Source organism: Nocardiopsis sp. iso_237 (genome assembly GCF_056173345.1).
Genome location: NZ_CM149669.1, coordinates 4,184,224 through 4,204,465 on the forward strand (window position 1 = coordinate 4,184,224; position 20,242 = coordinate 4,204,465).

The 20,242-nt window shown below is 73.0% G+C and carries 17 protein-coding genes; 7 read left to right on the plus strand and 10 right to left on the minus strand.

Annotated elements, in window-relative coordinates; translation table 11 throughout:
* Window positions 1-35: 35 nt before the first annotated feature.
* Complete coding sequence (locus tag AC0VYM_RS19045) at window positions 36-893, plus strand: CPBP family intramembrane glutamic endopeptidase (protein WP_475454073.1); 858 nt, start codon at window positions 36-38, stop codon at window positions 891-893.
* 13 nt (window positions 894-906) lie between these two features.
* Here the strand turns inward: AC0VYM_RS19045 and AC0VYM_RS19050 are convergent, their stop codons facing one another.
* Window positions 907-2,178 carry a CynX/NimT family MFS transporter gene (locus AC0VYM_RS19050; protein WP_475454075.1) on the minus strand — a complete coding sequence of 424 codons (1,272 nt, stop codon included), beginning with the start codon at window positions 2,176-2,178 and terminating at the stop codon, window positions 907-909.
* Between the two features lie 168 nt (window positions 2,179-2,346).
* Between AC0VYM_RS19050 and AC0VYM_RS19055 the strand changes: the two genes are divergently transcribed.
* Complete coding sequence (locus AC0VYM_RS19055; protein WP_475463115.1) at window positions 2,347-3,048, plus strand: FadR/GntR family transcriptional regulator; 702 nt, start codon at window positions 2,347-2,349, stop codon at window positions 3,046-3,048.
* A gap of 84 nt (window positions 3,049-3,132) precedes the next feature.
* On the opposite strand, the gene AC0VYM_RS19060 is transcribed toward AC0VYM_RS19055, so the two are convergent.
* From AC0VYM_RS19060 to AC0VYM_RS19070, 3 genes are all read right to left on the minus strand, one after another.
* On the minus strand, window positions 3,133-3,879 hold the full coding sequence (locus AC0VYM_RS19060) for an RraA family protein (RefSeq protein ID WP_475463117.1): 747 nt from the start codon (window positions 3,877-3,879) through the stop codon (window positions 3,133-3,135).
* Between the two features lie 224 nt (window positions 3,880-4,103).
* Entirely contained in the window at window positions 4,104-4,979 is an 876-nt protein-coding gene (gene folP / locus AC0VYM_RS19065; protein WP_475454077.1) for a dihydropteroate synthase, read from the minus strand.
* A 107-nt stretch (window positions 4,980-5,086) separates the two neighbouring features.
* Window positions 5,087-5,995 (minus strand): Lrp/AsnC family transcriptional regulator, encoded by a 909-nt coding sequence (locus tag AC0VYM_RS19070; RefSeq protein WP_475454078.1) that lies wholly within the window; start codon window positions 5,993-5,995, stop codon window positions 5,087-5,089.
* A gap of 448 nt (window positions 5,996-6,443) precedes the next feature.
* Between AC0VYM_RS19070 and AC0VYM_RS19075 the strand changes: the two genes are divergently transcribed.
* The 3 genes from AC0VYM_RS19075 to AC0VYM_RS19085 all read left to right on the plus strand — a co-directional run bounded on the left by AC0VYM_RS19075 (window position 6,444) and on the right by AC0VYM_RS19085 (window position 9,929).
* Window positions 6,444-7,994 carry an LCP family protein gene (locus AC0VYM_RS19075; protein WP_475454080.1) on the plus strand — a complete coding sequence of 517 codons (1,551 nt, stop codon included), beginning with the start codon at window positions 6,444-6,446 and terminating at the stop codon, window positions 7,992-7,994.
* A 231-nt stretch (window positions 7,995-8,225) separates the two neighbouring features.
* Window positions 8,226-8,948, plus strand: coding sequence for a cell wall anchor protein (locus AC0VYM_RS19080; RefSeq protein WP_475454082.1), 723 nt, complete (start codon window positions 8,226-8,228; stop codon window positions 8,946-8,948).
* Between the two features lie 183 nt (window positions 8,949-9,131).
* Window positions 9,132-9,929, plus strand: a complete 798-nt coding sequence (locus tag AC0VYM_RS19085) for a VldE C-terminal domain-containing protein (protein ID WP_475454084.1) — start codon at window positions 9,132-9,134, stop codon at window positions 9,927-9,929.
* An 84-nt stretch (window positions 9,930-10,013) separates the two neighbouring features.
* Here AC0VYM_RS19085 and AC0VYM_RS19090 read toward each other — a convergent pair whose 3' ends face one another.
* Window positions 10,014-10,223, minus strand: a complete 210-nt coding sequence (locus AC0VYM_RS19090; RefSeq protein ID WP_475454086.1) for a dodecin — start codon at window positions 10,221-10,223, stop codon at window positions 10,014-10,016.
* Window positions 10,224-10,756: 533 nt separating this feature from the next.
* Here AC0VYM_RS19090 and AC0VYM_RS19095 point away from each other — a divergent pair.
* A complete protein-coding gene (locus AC0VYM_RS19095) occupies window positions 10,757-11,014 on the plus strand; it encodes a hypothetical protein (protein ID WP_475454088.1) in 258 nt (85 codons plus the stop codon).
* 4 nt (window positions 11,015-11,018) lie between these two features.
* Here AC0VYM_RS19095 and AC0VYM_RS19100 read toward each other — a convergent pair whose 3' ends face one another.
* From AC0VYM_RS19100 to moaA, 4 genes are all read right to left on the minus strand, one after another.
* Window positions 11,019-14,495 (minus strand): hypothetical protein, encoded by a 3,477-nt coding sequence (locus AC0VYM_RS19100; protein WP_475454090.1) that lies wholly within the window; start codon window positions 14,493-14,495, stop codon window positions 11,019-11,021.
* 127 nt (window positions 14,496-14,622) lie between these two features.
* Window positions 14,623-15,225, minus strand: coding sequence for a molybdenum cofactor guanylyltransferase (mobA, locus tag AC0VYM_RS19105; RefSeq protein ID WP_475454092.1), 603 nt, complete (start codon window positions 15,223-15,225; stop codon window positions 14,623-14,625).
* 44 nt (window positions 15,226-15,269) lie between these two features.
* On the minus strand, window positions 15,270-16,457 hold the full coding sequence (locus AC0VYM_RS19110; RefSeq protein WP_475454094.1) for an RtcB family protein: 1,188 nt from the start codon (window positions 16,455-16,457) through the stop codon (window positions 15,270-15,272).
* A 138-nt stretch (window positions 16,458-16,595) separates the two neighbouring features.
* Complete coding sequence (gene moaA, locus AC0VYM_RS19115; RefSeq protein WP_475463119.1) at window positions 16,596-17,603, minus strand: GTP 3',8-cyclase MoaA; 1,008 nt, start codon at window positions 17,601-17,603, stop codon at window positions 16,596-16,598.
* A 313-nt stretch (window positions 17,604-17,916) separates the two neighbouring features.
* On the opposite strand from moaA, the gene AC0VYM_RS19120 reads away from it, so the two are divergent.
* On the plus strand, window positions 17,917-18,738 hold the full coding sequence (locus AC0VYM_RS19120; RefSeq protein WP_475454096.1) for a lysophospholipase: 822 nt from the start codon (window positions 17,917-17,919) through the stop codon (window positions 18,736-18,738).
* A 36-nt stretch (window positions 18,739-18,774) separates the two neighbouring features.
* Here the strand turns inward: AC0VYM_RS19120 and yczR are convergent, their stop codons facing one another.
* Window positions 18,775-20,235 carry a MocR-like transcription factor YczR gene (yczR, locus tag AC0VYM_RS19125; RefSeq protein WP_475454098.1) on the minus strand — a complete coding sequence of 487 codons (1,461 nt, stop codon included), beginning with the start codon at window positions 20,233-20,235 and terminating at the stop codon, window positions 18,775-18,777.
* Window positions 20,236-20,242 lie beyond the last annotated feature (7 nt).

Below are 20,242 nucleotides of genomic sequence, written 5' to 3' on the forward strand. Positions count from 1 at the left end.
CTCACCTCTCCGTCGACAGCGCGTAGATTCGACGCGTGACCGACAGAACCGACCCGAACCCGCGCGCTCCCCGCCCCTCCCCCACCGGCTCCGCCGGGCCCGCCGAGGGGACGCGCGCGGGAACCACCGTCCAGCACCAGCTCGCCAGCCGCTCCCTGATGCGCTGGGAGGTGCTGTGCGTCCTCGCCCTGTCGCTGGGCGCCGCCGCCGTGTCGGCGGTCATCTCGTTCCTGGGCGTGCTCACCTCGCCCGAGTCGATGGCCGACCAGACCGCCAACCTCATCCGCTCGCGCGCCGAGGACCGGCCGTGGCTGGACCTGTCCTTCCAGCTGTACTCGGTGGTCTTCGCCTTCGCCCCCGTCGCGCTGGTGGTGTACCTGCTGCACCGGGGCGGCGAGTCCGCGCGCACCGTCGGCTTCGACCTGCGCCGACCGGTGTTCGACACCTGGAGCGGGCTGGCCCTGGCCGCGCTGATCGGCACCGGCGGGCTCGTCGTGTACCTGGTCTCCTGGCAGCTCGGGCTCACCCGCACCATCGTGCCCAGCACGCTGGACGGCAACTGGTGGGACACCCCGGTCCTGGTGCTCCAGGCGCTGAAGAACGGCGTCCTGGAGGAGGTGATCGTGGTGGGCTACCTGCTGCACCGGCTGGGACAGATGGGGTGGGCGCCGTGGAAGGCGGTGCTGGCCAGTTCGGTCCTGCGCGCCTTCTACCACCTGTACCAGGGTGTGGGGATGTTCTTCGGCAACCTGGTCATGGGGCTGGTGTTCGGCTGGTTCTACCTGCGCTACGGACGGGTGATGCCGTTGGTGGTGGCCCACACGGTGATCGACGTCGTGGCGTTCGTGGGCGCCGTGTACCTCATCGGCCGCATCGACTGGCTGCCGGTCTGACCCGGCGGGGGGCTCAGGACCGGCGCGCCGCCGCCCGGGCGGCGATGGCGTCCTCCAGATAGCGGGGACGGCCGAGCAGGAGGCCCACGACGAGGTTGAGGAGCACCAGACCGATGACCATCGCCATCGGGGCGTGCCAGCCGCCGCTCACCTCGTGCAGGAGCCCGAACAGGAACGGCCCGGCTCCGCCGAGCAGGTAGCCGAGACTCTGGCTGGAGGCGGACATGGCCGCGGTGCCCTCGGCGGTGCGGGTGCGTACGGCGAAGATGGTCAGCGCCATGACGAAGCTGCCCAGGCCGATCCCGACGAAGGTCGTCCACACCCAGGTGCCGTTGAGCGGGGACACCCACATCCCGGCGAAGCCGATCAGGTACGCGGTGACGAAGAGCAGCACGAAGGGGCGCTGGTCGCGCACACGGACGATGATCGAGGGCATGATCAGCGACATCGGGATGCCCAGGGCGGTGAGGTAGGCGAGCATCACCCCGGCGGACTGGGCGTCCAGGCCCTGGTCGCGGAGCATCTGCGCGAACCAGCCGAACATGATGTAGGCGATCGAGGACTGGGTGCCGAAGTACAGGACGGACTGCCAGCCGATCCCGGTGCCGAGTACCTGTCGGACGCTGAGGGCCTCGCGGGCGTCGCCGGGGGCGGGTTCGTGGCGCAGGGCCAGCAGCCACGGCAGGGCCGCGACGAGCCCGAAGAGGGCGTAGGCGCCGAGGGCGATCCGCCAGTCACCCGTGGCCTGTTCCAGGGGGACGGTGGCAGCGGCCGCGATCGCGGTGCCCACGGCCAGACCGGTGGTGTACACGGTGGTCATCAGGCCCACGCGGTGCGGGAAGTGCTGCTTCACCAGGGCCGGGAGGATGACGTTGCCGACGGCTCCGCCGGAGAGCGCCACGACGCTCAGGGCGAGGAAGAGCCAGGGTTCGGGGGCCATGGCCCGCGTGACGAGGCCGAGGGTGACGGCGGTCAGGGCGAGGACGAGCAGGCGGTGGGAGCCGAGACGGCGGCTGAGCAGTGGGGTGAGCCCGCCGAAGACCGCGAAGCACAGGACGGGGAGCGTCGTGAGGACACCGGCGCCCACGGCGGTCATGCCCAGTCCCTGGGTGACCTCGCCGAGGACGGGCCCCACGCTGGTGATCGCGGTGCGCAGGTTGAGCGCGGCGAGGGCGATCGCGACGGCGATCAGCAGGAGAGCCGCGCGGGACGCGGCTCGGTGCTGGTCGGTGCCGGAAGGAGGGGTGCCCTGCGCGGCGTTCTCGCGCGTGGGGGTGACGCTCATAGGACGTGGCTCACAAATTCGTAGGATGACCCTATGTACTTCATGAGGATAACGCATTGACGTTCAGGGCCTATTCCTGCGCCCAACTGGTCTAGGCTCCGTCCTTAACCGTTCCCTACCCGTGCGCTGGGCCTGTCATCCGGCGACCCGCCCCTAGGAGGTATGAGCGTGCCCCTCGCGTCGACACGCCGGACCGGTCTCGTCGACCAGGTCATCAGTCAGCTACGAGCCCAGATCGACTCCGGTGAGTGGGGCGTCGGTGATCGCATCCCCACCGAGTCCGAACTGTCCGAACAACTGGAGGTCGGCCGCAACACCGTCCGCGAGGCGGTCAGAGCCCTGGCCCACGCGGGTCTGCTGGAGATCCGCCAGGGCGCGGGGACCTTCGTCCGCGCCTCCAGTGAGCTCGGCGGGGCCCTGCGCCGCCGCCTCGAACGCTCCCGGCTGCGGGAGAACCTGGAGGTGCGCCGCGCCCTGGAGGTGGAGGCCGCGCGCCTGGCCGCCATGCGCCACAGCAAGGAGGACATGGCCGACATCGACCGCGCCATGGCCCTGCGCGAGGAGGCCTGGCGGACCAAGGACATGGGCGCCTTCGTGGAGGCCGACTTCACCTTCCACCGCGCGGTGGTCAACGCCACGCACAACACCCTGCTGATCGACCTGTACGACGACATCGCCCAGGTCGTCTACGCCAGCATCGCGCACACCGCCTACGAGCAGAGCGCCGAGGCCTCCGACCGCCCCTCCTCCGCCACCGAGGGGATCGACCACAGCGGCCTCACCGAGGCCGTCCGGGAGGCGGACCCCGTCCGTGCCGCCCGCGAGGCCACCTGTTACCTCGACGAGCTCCTCTCGCTCACCGAGGACTGAGCGCCGGGGACGAACGCGTGTGCGGGCCCGGAGCCAGTGCTGGTTCCGGGCCCGCGCCGTGGATCCCGCCGGGGCGGCGCGGACTCAGTCGCCGCCGTAGACGTCGCCCACCGCCGAGCGCGGGCCCAGCCTCGGACGGGAGTGCCCCTCCGGCACCCCGCGACCGTCGCGCCGCGACCCTATCGACCTCGGACGGCCGCGCCGGGTCCCCCGGTCGGCGGCCCCCTCCCAACCGGTCACCCTGGACGGGTCCAGGTCCAGGAGGTCGAGGGTGCTCTCCCCCGCGCAGACGGCGTCGATGAGTTCCCGGTCCCGGGAGACGCTGTCCATGGTCTCGGCGATGATGGTGCTCACCTGGCCGCGCGGCAGGCAGACGACACCGTCGTCGTCGGCCACGATCCAGTCGCCGCGCCGGACCGGCAGCGGGGCGGGGCCGCTCGCGTCCATGAACACCTGCTGGCCCACGGAGCCGCCCGCGTCGTGCCCGGCCTCGCGGACCGCCACCCCGGCACCGAAGACCGGCAGCTCACAGCGGGCGATCGCGGCGATGTCGCGCACGCAGCCGTCCAGGACGATCCCGGCCACGCCCCGGGTGCGGGCGGCCACGGCGAGGATCTCGTCCACGTAGCCGTACTCGGACTCTCCGGAGACGTCCACCACCAGGGCGGAGCCCGGCGGGGCCTGGGCGATCGCGACGTGCAGCGCGAGGTTGTCCCCCGGTGCGCAGCGGACGGGGAAGGCGCTCGCGGCGAACGCCGCCCCCGGCCAGACGGAGAAGAGGTGGGTCCCGAAGGGACGCCCCCCACAGCGGGCCAGGGCCACCGTCCCCACAGCCGTCAACGTCTTCGCAAGCGCCACGTCAGCCTCCATTACACCCGCGCCCGGTGCGGTCGGTTCGGACCGACCCCTTCTATACTCGCGGGTAACTTAAACGTGACGCAAGGCATGCGAGCCCGAAACACGTAAAAATGCTACCGATGGTTACATCTGGGCCGGGACCGTGTCCGTCCGGCCACCCGCGGTGGCCCCTCCCAGGCAGGGTGACCGGCGCCGCGTCAGACCACCGACGCCACCGCGTCCAGGGCGGCGCGTGCGGCCGCGACGTCGTGGACCCGGAAGACCCGGGCCCCCTCGCGGGCGGACACCGCCAACGTCGCCAGGGTCCCGTCACCGCGCTCGGTCAGCCCGGCGCTGAGGGTCTCCCCCACGAAGTCCTTGTTGGAGACCGCCACCAGCACCGGCCATCCGGTGGCCGCCAGTTCACCGAGACGGCGGGTGAGTTCGAGGGAGTGGTAGGTGTTCTTGCCGAAGTCGTGCGTGGGGTCGATCATCACCCCGTCCGGACGCACGCCCACCGACACCGCGCGTTCGGCCAGCTCGCACACCCCGGACACCACGTCCGCGACCACGTCGTCGTAGCGCACGCGGTGGGGGTCGGTGCGCGGGGCCAGCCCCCCGCTGTGGCTGCACACCAGGCCGGTGCCGAACTCCGCCGCGACCCGGGCGAGGTCCGGGTCGGCCCCTGCCCAGGTGTCGTTGATCATGTCCGCCCCGGCCTCGGCGCAGGCCCGGCCCACCCCGGCCCGCCAGGTGTCCACCGAGATCACCACGTCGGGGTGGCGGTCCCGGAGCTCGCGGACGAACGGCACGGTGCGGCGGACCTCCTCCGCCTCGTCCACGTGCGCGCCGTACCCCGCCTTGACCCCGCCGACGTCGATCACGTCCACCCCGGCCGCCACGGCGTGGTCGGCGGAGGCCAGCGCGGCCTCCAGGGCGTAGGTGGCGCCCCTGTCGTAGAACGAGTCGGGGGTCCGGTTGATCACCCCCATCACCGCGAAGCGCCGACCCGCGAAGGTCCGCCCGCGCAACCGCAGTGTGCCCGGTTCGCGCTTGGCTGCTGTCTCCGGCGTCTTTGGACCGTCCGTCACCATGACTCCATCCTCGGGTACGGGTGGGGCGGACGACCACCCGCCCCACCCGCTCACGACCCGGGACCCGTGCCCCGCGCCGTGAACCGGCCCTCACGTTCCGCCCGGGATCAGCCGGGGCCCCAGCCGAGCGAGCGCTCACCGCCCCGGCGCTCCTTGCGGACCTGGAGGTGGTCCCAGGTCTCCACGTGCGCGACCCCGGCCGTGCCCCGGATCCGCTCCAGCGCCTCCACCAGTTGGAAACGGTCCGGCGCCGTGAGCGTCCCGACCACGTCGTAACGACCGAAGCCGCTGGCCAGGAACGAGATCCGCCCCATGTTCGCCATGGCCGTGCCCAGCGCGTCCGCGTCACCCCGGCAACGGAGTCCGAAGCCGAGCTGTTCGTTGGCGCCCACCGCCGACGGTTCCACCAGCGCGGTCACGTGCACCACGCCCGAGTTGAGCAGGCGCACCACCCGGGACCGGGCCGCCGCCTGCGACAGCCCCACCTGCCGGGCCAGGTCGGCGTACGAGGCCCGACCGTCCTTCAGCAGCCTCCGAACCAGACGCCAGTCCAGCGCGTCCAACTCGATGTCGCGGAGTTCACGCACACTGCTGTGGGCGTCCTTGTACACGGCGTTGGCGCGGAAGACCTCCGCGCCCTCCACACCCGGCAGTGAGCGCAGTTCGGTGAGCTCCTTGGTCAGGGCCGCGTCGTCGGCGACCCTGACCTGCGCGACGGCCGGGAACCTCCCGGCGGCCTGCGCGGCGAAGGTCACGGCCTCGCGTTCCCCCAGCGCCTCGAGCATCGGACCGACCGGTCCGCTGACCCGGAACGACACGTGACCGAGGACCTCCATACCCACGACCCCGGCGTGCAGCACGCCGACGATCCTGATCGCCCCCGACTGCACCAACTGGCGGACTCTGGCGCGGACCGCCGTCCTGGACAGGCCCACCCCGTCCGCCAGGGCCTGGAACGTCGCTCTGCCGTCCCCCTGCAACGCCCGCATGAGCGCGGCGTCAACCGCATCGAGCACGATGGTTGCCTTTCGTTCCCATGACGCCGCCCTTACCCCCGGACGACGCCCCCTCCTCCGGCCAGATCATCGCAGTTGTGGAGCCGCTTCACTACTGATCGCCAAAGAAATCGGTTGATTCACCCCTTTGACCGGCCGGACAGCGCCGTCCAATGCCCCATCAGGCAACTCTCGACCACATAACAGACTTGTATAGAACACCCCTTATGAGGTGGCCACTGTGCACACAACCCCGACAAAGCGCCACACTGATCACACGGGTCCGCGTGACGCCCGCCGCGGGCGCCCACGGCACACCGCGCGGGACGACCGACGGGCCGAGCCCCCGCGCACACCTGGGAAAGGGCATAAGCACAGAAAGTGACCGCCCACGGAGACCGTGGCGCGAACAATCAGGAGTAGAGGACGGGGCGGCCCTGATCGCCCCGCGGCTTGAGAGGAAACGCTGGTGGCAGCGGAGGACGAGCGGCGGGACAAGGCGCCCACGCGCCTGAGCACGGGAAGGGCGCTGCTGTGGACCGCCGCGTCGCTTCCCCTCCCCGGTGTGGCGCACCTGCGCATGAGGCGCCGGTTCGCCGGGACCGTGCTCCTCGGCGCCTACCTGGCGGGGATCGCCGCCCTGGTCTTCTGGCTGTTCCGGATCGGCACCCACGAGTCCGGCGCGATGACCGTGCTGGCCGGGATGGCCGTGCAGGACCGCTGGCTGCTGGGCCTGATGGGCGCCGTGTTCGTGGTCGTGGTGCTGTGGTTGACCGTGATCGTGCACTCGTGGACCATCACCCGCCCCGAGGGCGCCCGGTTCGGCCATCGCCTCCTCGGCGGGGTCGTGGTCCTGCTGCTGTGCCTGACCGTCGGCGCGCCCGCCGCCTGGGCGCTCCACGGCGGCTACACCGCCTACGAGACGCTGGCCGAGGTCTTCGACGCCCCCGAGCGCGACGACCTGCCCCCGCACGACGCGGCCGACCCCTGGTACGGCGCGGACCGCGTCAACGTGCTGCTGATCGGCGCGGACTCCGCCGACAACCGGTACGGCGTGCGCACCGACACCATGATGGTGGCGAGCATCGACACCGAGACCGGCGACTCGGTCCTGGTGGGGCTGCCCCGCAACCTGGAGAACGTGCACTTCCCCGAGGACAGCGCCCTCGCGGAGCGCTACCCCGAGCCGTACGGCTTCGACCTGCTGCTCAACGACGTGTACCAGACGATCGCCGAGGAGCCCGACGAACTGGCCCTCAACCCGATCGCCCAGGACCCCGCGGCGGACACCCTGAAGAAGGTGATCGGGTACAACCTCGGCCTGGAGGTCGAGTACTACACGATGGTCGACATGATGGGCTTCCGCGACCTGATCGACGCCGTGGGCGGCGTGCGGGTGCGGATCGAGGAGCCCATCCCGTACGGGGTGCACGGCGGGGTGCTGGAGCCCGGGGTGCGCCGCCTCGACGGCCACGAGGCGCTCTGGTACGGGCGGTCCCGGATCGGCTCCGACGACTACGGGCGGATGGGCCGCCAGGGGTGCCTGGTCAAGTACGTCGCGGAACAGGTCGACCCGACCACGATCCTGACGAGTTACCGGCGGTTGGCCGGGGCCACCAAGCGGACGCTCACCACCGACATCCCGCAGTCGAAGGTGCCCGCCTTCATCGAGCTGGCCGACGAGCTCACCGACCACGGTGACATGAGCGCGCTCCAGCTGTCCCCGCCGCAGGTGTCCACCGGCAACCCGGACTGGGACGAGATCAAGGAGCTGGTCGCGGAGGCGATCGGGGCCAGCGAGGAGCGCGGGGACGAGGCGCCGCCGGTCGACCCCTCCGCCTCCCCGGACGGTGACGGTCCCGAGGACGTCGAGAACCCGACCCCGGAGGAGTGGGAGGAGTGGGAGGACGACGAGCGGACCGAGTGGCAGCGCTACACCGGTCTGGACGAGCCCTCCCCCGCCGACCCGGGCCGCCAGGTCGGTTCGGAGGCCACCGACCTCGGTTCGATCTGCCCCTGAGGCACCGGTTCGGTCCGCCGAACCCCTCGGTGCCGGAGTCCGCGGCCGCCCCGACCCCGTCGGGGCGGCCGCGCTCGTTCGTGCCCTGGGCGACGCGGCGGTGACCTGCCCTTCGCCCTGGACCGATGCCCCTGGGGGGTTCCGGCAAACCCCGGCGACGCAGGGTGACCGGTGTCGGACAGTTGGCCACGGACCGTTGTCCGCCCCCTGCGGGCGTGTGAACCTGGCGCGGTGACCACAGCTCAGCTCTGGACTCTCGTCGCTTTGGGCGCCTTCCACGGGCTACACCCCGGCATGGGGTGGTTGCTCGCCGTCAGCAGGGGCCTCCAGGAGGGCGGACGCCGTCAGGTGCTGGCGGCCCTGCCCGCGATCGCCGTGGGGCACGCGGTCAGCGTCGCCGTCGCGGCGGTGGCGATCACCGTCACGGGGTCGGCCACCGCGTCGGTCCTCTTCCCCGTCCTGGGCGGGGGGCTGATCGTACTGGTGGGAATGGTGATCCTGCTGTCGCGCCAGCACTTCCACTGGCGGGACGTGCGCCTGTCGCTGTGGCAGCTGACCGCCTGGTCCTTCCTGATGTCCTCGGCGCACGGGGCCGGCCTCATGGTCATGCCGGTGCTCTCGGGGCAGCTCGACCACACGCACGCGGAGGGCGGCGCCCACGCGGGACACGGGGCCGCCGGAGGCGGGACCGGCCCCGAGGCCGCCGCCGAGGCGACCGCGGGAGCGTCGGTGGCCGCCGAGGGGGCGTGGAGCCTGTGGGACGCCACCCTGCTCGGGCTCGCCGCGACCGGGGTGCACTCGCTGGCCATGCTCGGCGCGGCGGGGGTGGCCGCGCTGATCGCCCACGACTTCCTCGGCGTGCACGCGCTGCGCTGGAAGGGCGTGACCATGGACCGGATCTGGGCGTTGACCCTGCTCCTGGGCGGTGTGATGGTCCTGTGGTCGGTGTGGTGACCGACGCGTCCCCCGCATCCGGCACGGCCGCCCGCGCTTGATCCGTGTCACTGCCGGGAATGAGAGTTGTTCCCGTTGTGTCCCATAGACGGAGGAGTGTGCGAGGGAGCCGGACAGTGACGGGCGCCCGGGACGTCGACGGCGGCACGGCCGCCCCGTCTCCGGCGTGGAGGGGCGGAGTGCATGACCCACAGGATTCCCGGGGCCTCCCGGGTCCACCGACGATGGCACGGACTGGTCCTGTCCGTGGCGGCCCTGGCCGTCCTGGCCGTGATCGCCGTGCTGGGCACCCAGTGGGTGGTGGCCAACCAGAACCGGAGCTTCCCCACGTCGACGCCGTGGGGGCCGGACTGCTCGGTGTGGACCGGTGAGGAGCAGGTCAGGCTCGACCGCGACGAGGCCAAGCGGGCCAGCACCGCGGCCGCCGTGATCGCCCAGGGTGAGGACGCGCCCATCTCGCGGCCCGACGTGGAGGACATCCCCGACGAGGTGATGGACGCCCTGGTCAACGGGCCCGAGGACGACGCCGGACCCTCGATGAGCTGCCGCTACTCGGGCGAGGAGGTCGAGTTCGAGGAGGAGCTGGGCTCCGGGCTGACCCCGCGCGCCAAGACCCTCAAGAAGGGGATCGAGAACGACTTCGCCGACACCGAGATCGGCGGGTTCGTGGCCGGCGGGTACGACACCGGCCACGGCGAGGACTCCGCCCACTACGAGGGCCGGGCGCTCGACGTCTTCTACCGTCCGGTCAACGAGGACAACCGCCGCGAGGGGTGGCTGCTGGCGCACTGGCTGATCGCGCACGCGCCCGACTACCAGATCGACGTGATCATCTTCGACGACAAGATCTGGAGCACCCGGTACCCGTCGATGGGCTGGCGCCACTACGAGGCCGACCCGGACAACGAGATCCTGCGGCACCTGGACCACGTGCACGTGGACGTGCTGCGCGGTCCGGCGCCGGACGACGACGATTCCTGAGCGAGGGGCCGGGACCGAACCCCCACGGCCCCGGCCCCTCGCCACGCACGGACGGTGTCGCCGGTCCGGAGCCGTCGGGGGAGGTCAGTCGTCCAACCGGAAACCGACCTTGAGGCCCACCTGGAAGTGGGCGACGTCGCCGTCCTCGATGTGGCCCCGGACCTCGGTGACCTCGAACCAGTCGAGCCCGCGCAGCGTGGCCGAGGCCCGCTGGATGCCGTTGCGGATCGCCTGGTCGACGCCCTCGGGAGAGGTTCCGACGATTTCCGTGACGCGGTAGGTGTGGCCGGTCATGGGTGACCCCCTGTGTAGTCGGTGGCTGGGGCCTCGCGAACCCGGCCCCGCTCCCTGCCTGCCCTCAATCCCCACCGGCCACACGGGCCCCCTGATTTACTCCCTGAACCTTTCCGGAGAACGGATCGGTGGACTTTGCTGATTGTTTCTGCGGCCTTTGGTCCCGGTTGGGGCGCCCTTGGCCAGCGGGACAGCGGTTCCGACCAGGGAATGGGCCCGGAACGGCGGGTGAAGTGTCAGGTAAGACCTGACCTGGGACTTAGGACCCGCCCTGGCGGGACTGTCCCGAGACAACGTCGTAACTCACTCTTGACGTACCCCGGGGGGCGTCGGTGTACATTGGGTCTAGCGCTTCGATCCCCCGTCGAAGCGCGGGACGATGTTTCGAGCCCCCGTCGAAACATCGCGCGACGCCGGGTGGTTTGCCCCCGTAACCACCCGGCGTCGCCTTTTGTCCGCACCCGGTCGGCGGGAATACCCGGCCGTGGCCGGGGCTTGACCGCCGAATCCGCTTTGTCGCCTGGGGACCAGCATTGGGTAATACCGCACCGGACACACACTGCTCGCGCAGGGGCTGCCGCGCCCCCGCCGACTGGGCGCTCGTGTGGAACAACCCCAAGCTGCACACCCCCGACCGCCGCAAGGTGTGGGTGGCCTGCGACGAGCACCGCGACTACCTCGCCAACTTCCTCGGCCTGCGCGGGTTCCTGCGTGAGACGGTTCCGATGGCCGAGTTCCTGGACGGCGACGCTGGTCAGGACGGTGGGGACGGGCCCGGCGCCCGCCCCTGAACCGTCACTCCACGGCGGTGCCCCAGGCCCTCAGACGGACCTCCTCGTGACGGCAGCTCCCCGCGACGGCCAGCAGCTCGGGCCAGGGCCGGGCCCAGGCGCCGCCGCTCAGTGCGTTCTGGACCAGGGTCAGCCCGAGCAGACCCGCCCCCTGACCGACCCGACCTCCGTCCGCCTCGGCCTCCTCCAGGAGACGGCGCGCCACCCGGGCCGCGGTCTCCTCTCCGACGCGCGGATCTCCGGACCGGTCGCACACCGGACGGACCACGGAGATCCACCGGTGCCCGTCGTGCCCGGGGCGCGTGGCGAGCAGTCGCGCCGTCCGGAGCAGACAGTCCACCAGCGGTTCCGACTCGTGGGTGTCCTCGGCCGTTCTGACGGCACGCACCAGTTCGGCGTCGAGCAGGCGGAGCGCGAGCCCGACGAGTTCGGGGCGCGCGGTGAGCAGGTCCACGGCGCGGTCGGCCTGGTCTCGCACCACCGTGTCCCCTGACGGAGCGGAGAGGAGGGCGGACCGCAGGAGGCCCACCACCTCGCGCGCCCTCCGGTGCGCGTCCCTGACGCGTTCGAGGGCACCCGTCCCCGCGTCCTGGGCCAGCTGCCCGGGGGCGGGCAGCTGGCCCAGGAGGCGTTCGAGCGCCCCGGCGAGCCGGTCATGCCCCCTGCCTCGGGCGAGGACCTGTCGGAGCGTGGCCAGCGCGCGCTCGAACGGCTGGTCGGGATCGCAGACGGCCGCCACGACGTCGTCCACCGTCTCCGACCCCCATGCCGTCCACCGCCCCCACCAGCCGTTCATCCGCCAGTGCGTGCGGCGGGGCGGGGGCAGGGCGGCGAGGGTGTCGGCCGCCGTTCGCCTCAGGCCCGGGGACAGCCGCTCGGGGTCCACCCCCAACAGGGCCACCTGGATCTCCTCCTCGATGAAGTCCGGGACCCGCTGGGCCAGCGCGTGGAGGGCCCCCGGCAGATCCGCGAGGACCAGCAGGGCCGCCGCCACGGCGGCGAGCACGTCGCGGTGTTCGTCCGGTCGGCGCAGAACGCGGACCAGGGCCGCCACCGCTCCGGGCGGTCGGTGCCGGGCCAGCAGCCGCGCGGCGGTCCGGCGCACGGTCACCTTCCCGGGCCCCTCCAACAGGCGGGACAGGAGCGGTCCGAGGGCGGACGGGCGTGCCCGCTCCGCACAGCGGGACAGGGCCGGTCCGGCCGCCCGCGAGCGGGGACCGTCGGAGTGCGCGGCCAGCAGTTCCAGCGCGAGCTCGGGCTGGTCGGAGCGGCCGAGCGCGGACATGGCCGCCTCGCGGAGCACGACCTCGCCGTCGTCCAGGAAGACGGTCAGGTGCCGGTGTGCGCCAGGGAGGGCGCTGAGCGACCGCAGGGCCGCCTCACGGTCGGCGGCGGCCAGGGCCGGTTCCCCGGCGACGGCGAGCAGGTGTGCGCGCAGCCCGTCACGCGGGGCGGTCGGCCATTCCAGGAGCAGCGCACGGCTGACGCGGGGCACCCACACGGCGGTGCCGTGATCGCCTCCGCCCGGAGCGGGCGCGGCGGACTCCAGGGCCCGCAGGGCCACCGACGCGGGGTGTCGGCGGGTCAGGAGCTCCCACACACGCGGGAGGCGCGCGGTGGCGGGGTCCTCCTCGAACAGGCGCAGCGCCCGCCGGTCCCGGTCGGGGCCGGTCAGGTACAGGGCCGCGGCGCGGGCGGCGGTGGCGGAGCCGGGGTCGGCCAGCACGGCGGCACGCAGGTGGCCGTCGAGCGCGGTCGCACGGCGTCCCCGGTGGCCGAGTTCGGCGGCCAGCGCGACGGCGGGCCCGTGGTCGCCCCGGCGACCGGCCCCGGCCAGGAAGCCGCCCAGCTGTTCGAGGAGGAGGTCCTCCGCTCCGGGCGGCAGGACCTGGTGCAGGCGGGGTTCGGGCCCGTGCCGGTGCGCGCCGTGTTCCTCGGTGACCCACCAGGGCGGGGTCCGGCGGCGCCGCACCGCCCACCAGGGGGCGTTGTGCCGGGGCCGGTCGGGGTCGCCCAGCCCGTCGGCGCCGAACCGTTCGACCAGTCTCCGGTAGACGCCGGTCCCCCAGAGCACGGCGGGTTCGTGGTCGCGGGTACCTGAGTGGCGCAGGAGACGGGAGGCCAGGTGCCGCAGGACGTCGCGGGTGGCGGCCGAGGTGTCGCGGGCCCGCACCGTGTCCTCCGTCAGGCGGTGCAGGGACGGCAGGCACGACACGAGCAGGCGGGGGCCGACCTCAGACAGGGCGAGCAGGAGGGCGCGGCGGACGGGGTCGCGGTCGGCGCCGTGGCGTTCGACCCGCTCCGCCAGGATCCGGGCCAGCAGTGTCGGGTCACCGGTGCGGGCCGTGGCCTCGACGAGTCGGGACAGTCCCCGGGCCCTGCGCTCGGGGTCGCCGCAGGAGGCGGCCTCCTCCAGCCGCACGGAGGCCTCGGCGTAGGGCAGGTGCGCGATGGCGTCGAGATCCTGGTCGGGGACGAGGGTTCGGCTGTTGACCCGTTGGAAGACCGCCAGTTCGGTCAGGGCCTCGCGGGCCAGTTCCGCCGCCCGGTCGCGGGGCAGCAGTCCCAGGTAGGGCAGCAGGGCCTCGGGGGTGCGGGAACGGTCCCACCGGGCCACCGCCCGGTCCAGGAGGACGGCGGCCTCCTTCGCGGGCAGGGACCGGAGGACGCACCGGGCGGTGGCCGGGCGGGTGCGCGTCCCCCGGCTCAGTTCGCGTCCGACCCGGCCCCGGGAGACCTCCGGGTGGGGTGCACTGAGGCGGTCGGGGGCGGAGACCCGAAGCGCGTGCGGGTAGCCGTTCAGCCGGTCGGGACCGACGATCTGCGCCACCCGGGCGGGGCGTACGGGGTCCAGGGCCGTGAGGGCGCGGTTCCAGCGGTGATGGGTGGACCGGTCGGCGTCCATGGCGCCGAAGCGGTCGGCGATGTGGTCGGCGAGGGTGTCCGGGTGGCGGCGGGCCAGTCGGCGCCAGGAGCGCAGGGCGTGGACGAGGCCGGGCAGACGGCGCCGTACCGTGTCGCGGGAGCAGGCGGGCAGCAGGGCGGCCGCCTCGGCGTCGCCGGACCGGGCCCGGACCCGGTCCAGCAGGGAGTCGGAGAGCTCCGTACGGCGGCCCTGGAAAAGGGCGCGGTACAGGGCGCGGCGCAGTCCGCCGGGGGCGTCGTCGAGGGCTGTCAGGACCACCGGGTCCGGGAGGGGGAGGGTGCGGACGGCGCGCAGGGCGGCTCCGCGCAGTTCGGTGTCGGGTCCGCCCAGGTACCGGGCGACGGTGTCGAGGTGCTTGGCCACGATCGCGACGTGCAGGGCGTCGCGGTGGTGGCCGAGCTCGGACAGGCCGTGCAGGAGCGGGGCCAGTCGCGGTGTGGCGGCGCGGAGTCGGGCGTGGCGGGCCAGCGCGCGCGTGCGCGCGTGGGGGCTCAGGCCCTCAAGGGAGGCGAGGATTTCGGCGGCCGACCCGTACGTCGGCGCGGTGGGGCTCAACGGCCCGGGCGGATTCCGCCCTTCCTGATCGTCATGACGGCCATGATGGCCCAGCTCCCCGAGCCGGGCAAGCCCCGCAGGCCACGTGGTGCGTCCGGGTCCGCTCCCTCCGGTGCGGCGGGGCCGGTCAGCTCGGCTCCGGATCCCTGGGGGTCCAGACGGCGCGGGCGCGTTCCAGGGCCTCGGGGGTGTCCACGTCGAACTCCTCCGGGGCGTCGGTGAGCGGCACCCGCACGGGGTCGAGGGGGCCGAGCAGCCGGTGGAGCGAGCGCCCCGTGTAGTCGTCGAGGGCGGTGCGCAGCGCGGCGGTGTCCCAGACCCCGGTGAGCCACTGTTCGCGGCCGGTGGCGTCCACGAACACCGCCCCGCGGGCCTCCCCCGTGCCCCCGCCACCGAGCGCGGCGCACAGGGCGGCGAGGTGACTCGGGGCCAGGTGGGGCAGGTCGGCCGCGAGCAGCGCCACCCGGGCGGCGCGCACCCGGGCCAGGCCGGTGCGCAGGGCGGGGACGGGGCCCGCGCCGGGCGGGTCCTCACGGACGTAGCGGGCCCGGGGGCGGTCGCGTTCGGGCCCCACCACGGTCACGTCGGCGTGCGGTGCGTGGGCGCGCACGGCGCCCACCACGTGTTCCAGCAGGGTGCGTCCGGCGACGGTGAGGCCGGGCTTGTCGGCGCCGCCCATACGGGTCGCCGCTCCCCCGGCCAGCACCACCGCGTCGAGGTTCTCGGTCACCCTCCCAGCATGCCGCACGCGGCGGCCGCCGGGAGGGCGGGGGCTCACCCCTTGACGCACACCACCTGGCGCAGGTGGGCGACCACCTCGACCAGGTCGGTCTGGGCCTCGATCACCGACTCCAGGTCCTTGTAGGCGGCGGGGATCTCGTCCACGACGCCGAGGTCCTTGCGGCACTCCACGCCCTGGGTCTGCTCGACGAGGTCGGCCCGGGTGAAGGTCTTGCGGGCCTTGTTCCGGCTCATGCGGCGTCCGGCGCCGTGCGAGGCGGAGTTGAAGGAGGCGGGGTTGCCGAGGCCCTTCACGATGTACGTCCCGGTGGCCATGCTGCCTGGAATCACACCAAACTCACCCGAACCAGCACGAATCGCCCCCTTGCGGGTGACGAGCACGTCCACGCCGTCGTAGGTCTCCTCCGCCACGTAGTTGTGGTGGCAGGAGATCCGCTGCTCGAACGTGGTACCGGGGACGCGTTCGGCCAGGACCTGGCAGGCGAGGGCCATCATGACGTCCCGGTTGCGGCGGGCGTAGTCCTGCGCCCAGAACAGGTCGCGCCGGTAGGCGTCCATCTCGGGGGTTCCGGTCACGAACACGGAGAGGTCGCGGTCGGGCAGGTCCTGGTTGTGCGGAAGGGCCTGCGCCTGGGTGATGTGGTGGTCGGCCAGTTCCTTGCCGATGTTGCGCGAGCCCGAGTGCAGGACCATCCAGACGGCGCCGTCGTCGTCGAGGCACACCTCCAGGAAGTGGTTGCCGCCGCCGAGGGTTCCCATCTGGCGCCGGGCGCGTTCGTTCCGGGGGTGCACGGCGGAGGCGAGCCCGTCGAAACCGTCCCAGAAGCGGTCCCACCCGGAACCGCCGAGCCCGGGGACCCGCGCGGGGTCGACGGGTTCGTCATGGGCGTGGAAGCCGACCGGGATGGCGGCCTCCAGGGCCGAGCGCAGGGCCCCGAGGTCGTCGGGAAGGCGCTCGGCGGTCAGGCCGGTGCGCACGGCGGTCATGCCGCAGCCGATGTCGACGCCCACGGCCGCCGGGCTGACGGCGTCGCGCATCGCGATCACGGAACCGACCGTGGCGCCCTTGCCGTAGTGGACGTCGGGCATGACGGCCAGGCCGTGCGTCCAGGGCATGCGCGTCACGTTGCGGAGCTGGTCCATGGCGGCGGACTCGACCTGCGCGGGGTCGGCCCACATGCGGATCGGTACCAGGTCGCCGGGGACTTCGGTGTAGGGCATGGGGGCACCTCCCGTTCTCTCGTTCCCGCCCCGGGGCACCGCCGTTCTGCGGTGTCGGTGCCCCGGAACATCAAGCCAGAGCGGCGGGAGGACGGCAACCGGTTTATCCCGGTAGGTCCCCTCGGTGGCCGGTTCGGATCAGCCGCCGATGGCGGACATCGGGCGGGCGGGCTGGAGGAAGCTCGGGTCGTTGATGCCGTGGCCGGGCAGCTTGGAGGCGACGGCGGCACGCCAGCGGTCGGCGATCTCGTCGTCGGTGGCGCCCTCGCGCAACGGTGTGCGCAGGTCGGACTCCTCGCGGGCGAAGAGGCAGTTGCGGATCTGCCCGTCGGCGGTGAGCCGGACCCGGTCGCAGGCACCGCAGAACGGGCGGGTGACCGAACCGATCACGCCGACCGTGGCCGGTTCGCCGTTGGGGAAGCTCTGGCCGCGCAGGCGGAAGAGCTCTGCGGGGGCGCTGCCCCGGGTGTCGGCGTCGGCCGGGTCGAGGTCGAACTCGGTCTCCAGCCGCGCCAGGATCTCGTCGGCGGTGATCATGGTGTCCCGGCGCCAGCCGTGCTGGGCGTCCAGGGGCATCTGTTCGATGAAGCGCAGCTCGTAGCCGTGCTCCACGCAGAAGCGGAGAAGGTCGGCGGCCTCGTGGTCGTTGGCGTCGCGCATGAGCACGGCGTTGACCTTGACCGGGGTGAGTCCGGCGCTCGCGGCGGCGGCCATCCCGTCCAGGACGTCGGGCAGGCGGCGGCGCCGGGCCAGTTTCTCGAAGACGACGGGGTCGAGGGTGTCGAGGGAGACGTTGACCCGGTCCAGCCCGGCCTCGGCCAGGGCGGGCGCGGTCCGGGCGAGCCCGATCCCGTTGGTGGTCAGCGCGGTCTGCGGGCGGGGGTCGAGGGCGGTGGTGCCCGCGACGATGTTCACCAGGCCGCGTCGCAGCAGGGGTTCACCGCCGGTGAAGCGGACCTCGTCGATCCCGAGGCGGGTGACGCCGATACGGATCAGGCGGAGGAGTTCGTCGTCCGTGAGCAGCTCGGGTTTGGGAAGCCACTCCAGTCCCTCCGGCGGCATGCAGTAGGTACACCTGAGGTTGCACCGATCGGTGAGCGACACACGCAGGTCCGTCGCCACGCGGCCATAGGAGTCAGCCAGCACGAGCGTCATCCTCCTCTCCAGTCTGGATTGGCTGTCGGGAAAAGCACGGGGGTACACCCAGGAGAGGGATACCCGCTCTTAAGCGTAGAAGATCCAGTTTCACGGCAAGTCGTCGCGATCGCACCATTTGGCATATTTCGTCAACTCGCACGAGATCACACCGCCGTCTCCGACCGATACCCCAAACGCGCGCCGCGACCACGGCCCCCGCCGCGGGCCCCGGCGCCGCCCGCGGGATGTTCTAGGGTGACCACTCCGGGCGGCGACCACCCGATCGTCGCAGACGGCCGCGGCAACGAGGAGGCAGGACACGGTGATCAGCACACGTGAGTGGGGGCTGGCCGGAGGACCCGACGGTTCCGGGAAGCTGGCGGCACGGGCCTGGGCCCCGACCGAGGGCGAACCGACCTGGCTCGCCGTGCTCGTGCACGGCTACGGCGAACACCTCGGCCGCTACGACCAGGTCGCCAGGGACCTGTGCGCCGCCGGAGCGGTGGTCTACGGGGCCGACCACCGGGGCCACGGCGGCTCCTCCGGGGAGAGAGCGCTGATCGAGGACTACGCGGGTGTGGTCGAGGACGTCCACCGCGTCGTCACCCAGGCCCGCACCGCCTACCGCAGCCTCCCCCTCGTGATGGTCGGCCACTCCATGGGCGGCCTGATCGCCACCCGCTACGCCCAGGTGAACCCGGGGGCGGTGCAGGCCCTGGCGCTGACCGGCCCGGTCCTGGGACGCTGGACCGCCCTGGAGGAGATCGCCGCCGCCGAGGTGATCCCGGACGCCCCCATCGACCCGGCCACGCTCTCGCGCGACCCCGCCGTCGGCGCGGCCTACGTGGCCGACGAACTGGTCTGGCACGGCCCGTTCAAACGCGCCACCGTGAACGCCCTGCTCACCGAGTTGAGGCGGGGCAACGACGCGGGCAGCCTCGGCTCGCTCCCCCTGCTGTGGGTGCACGGCCACGAGGACCGACTGGTGCCGCTCTCCGACACCAGGGTGGGCATCGAGGCGGTGGCGGGAGAGGACGTCACCGTGCGCGTGTTCCCCGGCGCCCGGCACGAGGTGTTCAACGAGACCAACCGCGACGAGGTCATCGACGAGGTGGTCCGCTTCGCGCGGCGCTTCGCCGTCTGACCGGACGGCGCGAGCCCCGGTGTCCGGTCCGGGAACTCAGACGTACAACTGGCCGCGTGGCTGCGAGGGGTGGGCGAGGGTCTCGGCGTAGGCCGCCGTCAGCCGCTCCACCGCGTCCACCAGCACGTCCGGCGGTCGGGTGTAGGCCAGGCGCAGGTACCGCTCCAGGGTGCCGTCCACGCCGAACACCGGCCCGGCCGCCGGGTGGACGCCGTGCCGGATCGCGGCCTCCGACAGCGCCGTCGCGACCGGCTGGGGCATCGCGGCCCACAGCACCAGACCGCCGCCGGGCACGCTGGGCCGCCAGTCCGGCAGGCGCTCCCGCAGCGCGGACAGCAGCGCGTCCCGGTTACGGCGCAGCTGGCGGCTGCGCTCGGCCCGGATACGCAGCACGTCGGACAGCAGGTGGGTCGCGGTGAGCTGGTCGTGCACCGACCCGGCCAGGTCCACGCGCTGACGGATCGCCATGATCCGGGTGACCATGGGCGGGGTCGCGCGCACCCAGCCCACCCGCAGCCCGCCCCAGAACAGCTTCGCCACCGAACCCACCGTCAGCACGCGCCCGTCGGTGTCGTACGCGGCCACCGGGGCGGGCAGGTCGCCGGAGTCGATGGCCAGTTCCGCCCCGGACTCGTCGATGATCAGGTGGCTGCCCGCGCGGCGGGCCTCCCGGACCAGGACCCGGCGTTCGTCGTCGTCCATGAGCGCGCCGGTCGGGTTGTGGAAGTCGGGGATCATGTACGCCACCGAGGGTCGGCGCTGGCGGAAGGCGTCCACCAGGTACTCCATGTCCCAGCCCTGCGGGGTCACCCCGGTGGTGCGGACGCGGGCGCCGTTGCGGCGGGCCGCGTCCAGGCCGTGCGGGTAGGTGGGCGATTCCAGCAGGACCTCGTCCCCCTCGTTGACCAGCAGTTCCATCGCCAGGGTGACGCCCTGCTGGGCGCCGCTGGTGACGAAGATCTGCTCGGGCGTGGTGGGCAGCCCGCGCTCCACGTACCGCCGGGCGATGGCGTGCCGCAGCTCGGGGAGGCCGTAGGGGTAGTAGCCGATCCCGCCCACGTGGGCCGCGAGCTGTTCGGAGGCGTGGAAGGAGGCGGCGCGCAGTCCGTCGACCGCCGGGGGCGCGGCCACGCCGAGGTCGATCTGTTCGGCGGCGGGGACGAAGGGCGCCGGACCCCGGGTTCCCGAGTCCGGCAGGACGGTCCAGCTGCCCGCGCCCTGTCGGCTGTCGAGGAAGCTGTTGTCCCGGAGCCAGGCGTAGGCGGCGGTGACGGTGTTGCGACTGACCCCCAGCGCGGAGGCGAGGTCGCGCTCGGCGGGCAGCCGGGTGTGCGTGGGGACCCGTCCGTCCAGGACCAGCCCGCTCACGGCACGGGCGATCGCGAGGTAGAAGGGGCGTTCGACCGGGGCCTCACCGATCAGCCGGGCGAGCAGCCGACCGTTGATCCGCCGTGTGCCGCCACCGGTTCCGGGGTGGTCGGTGCGCTGCCTCGCCATGGGATTC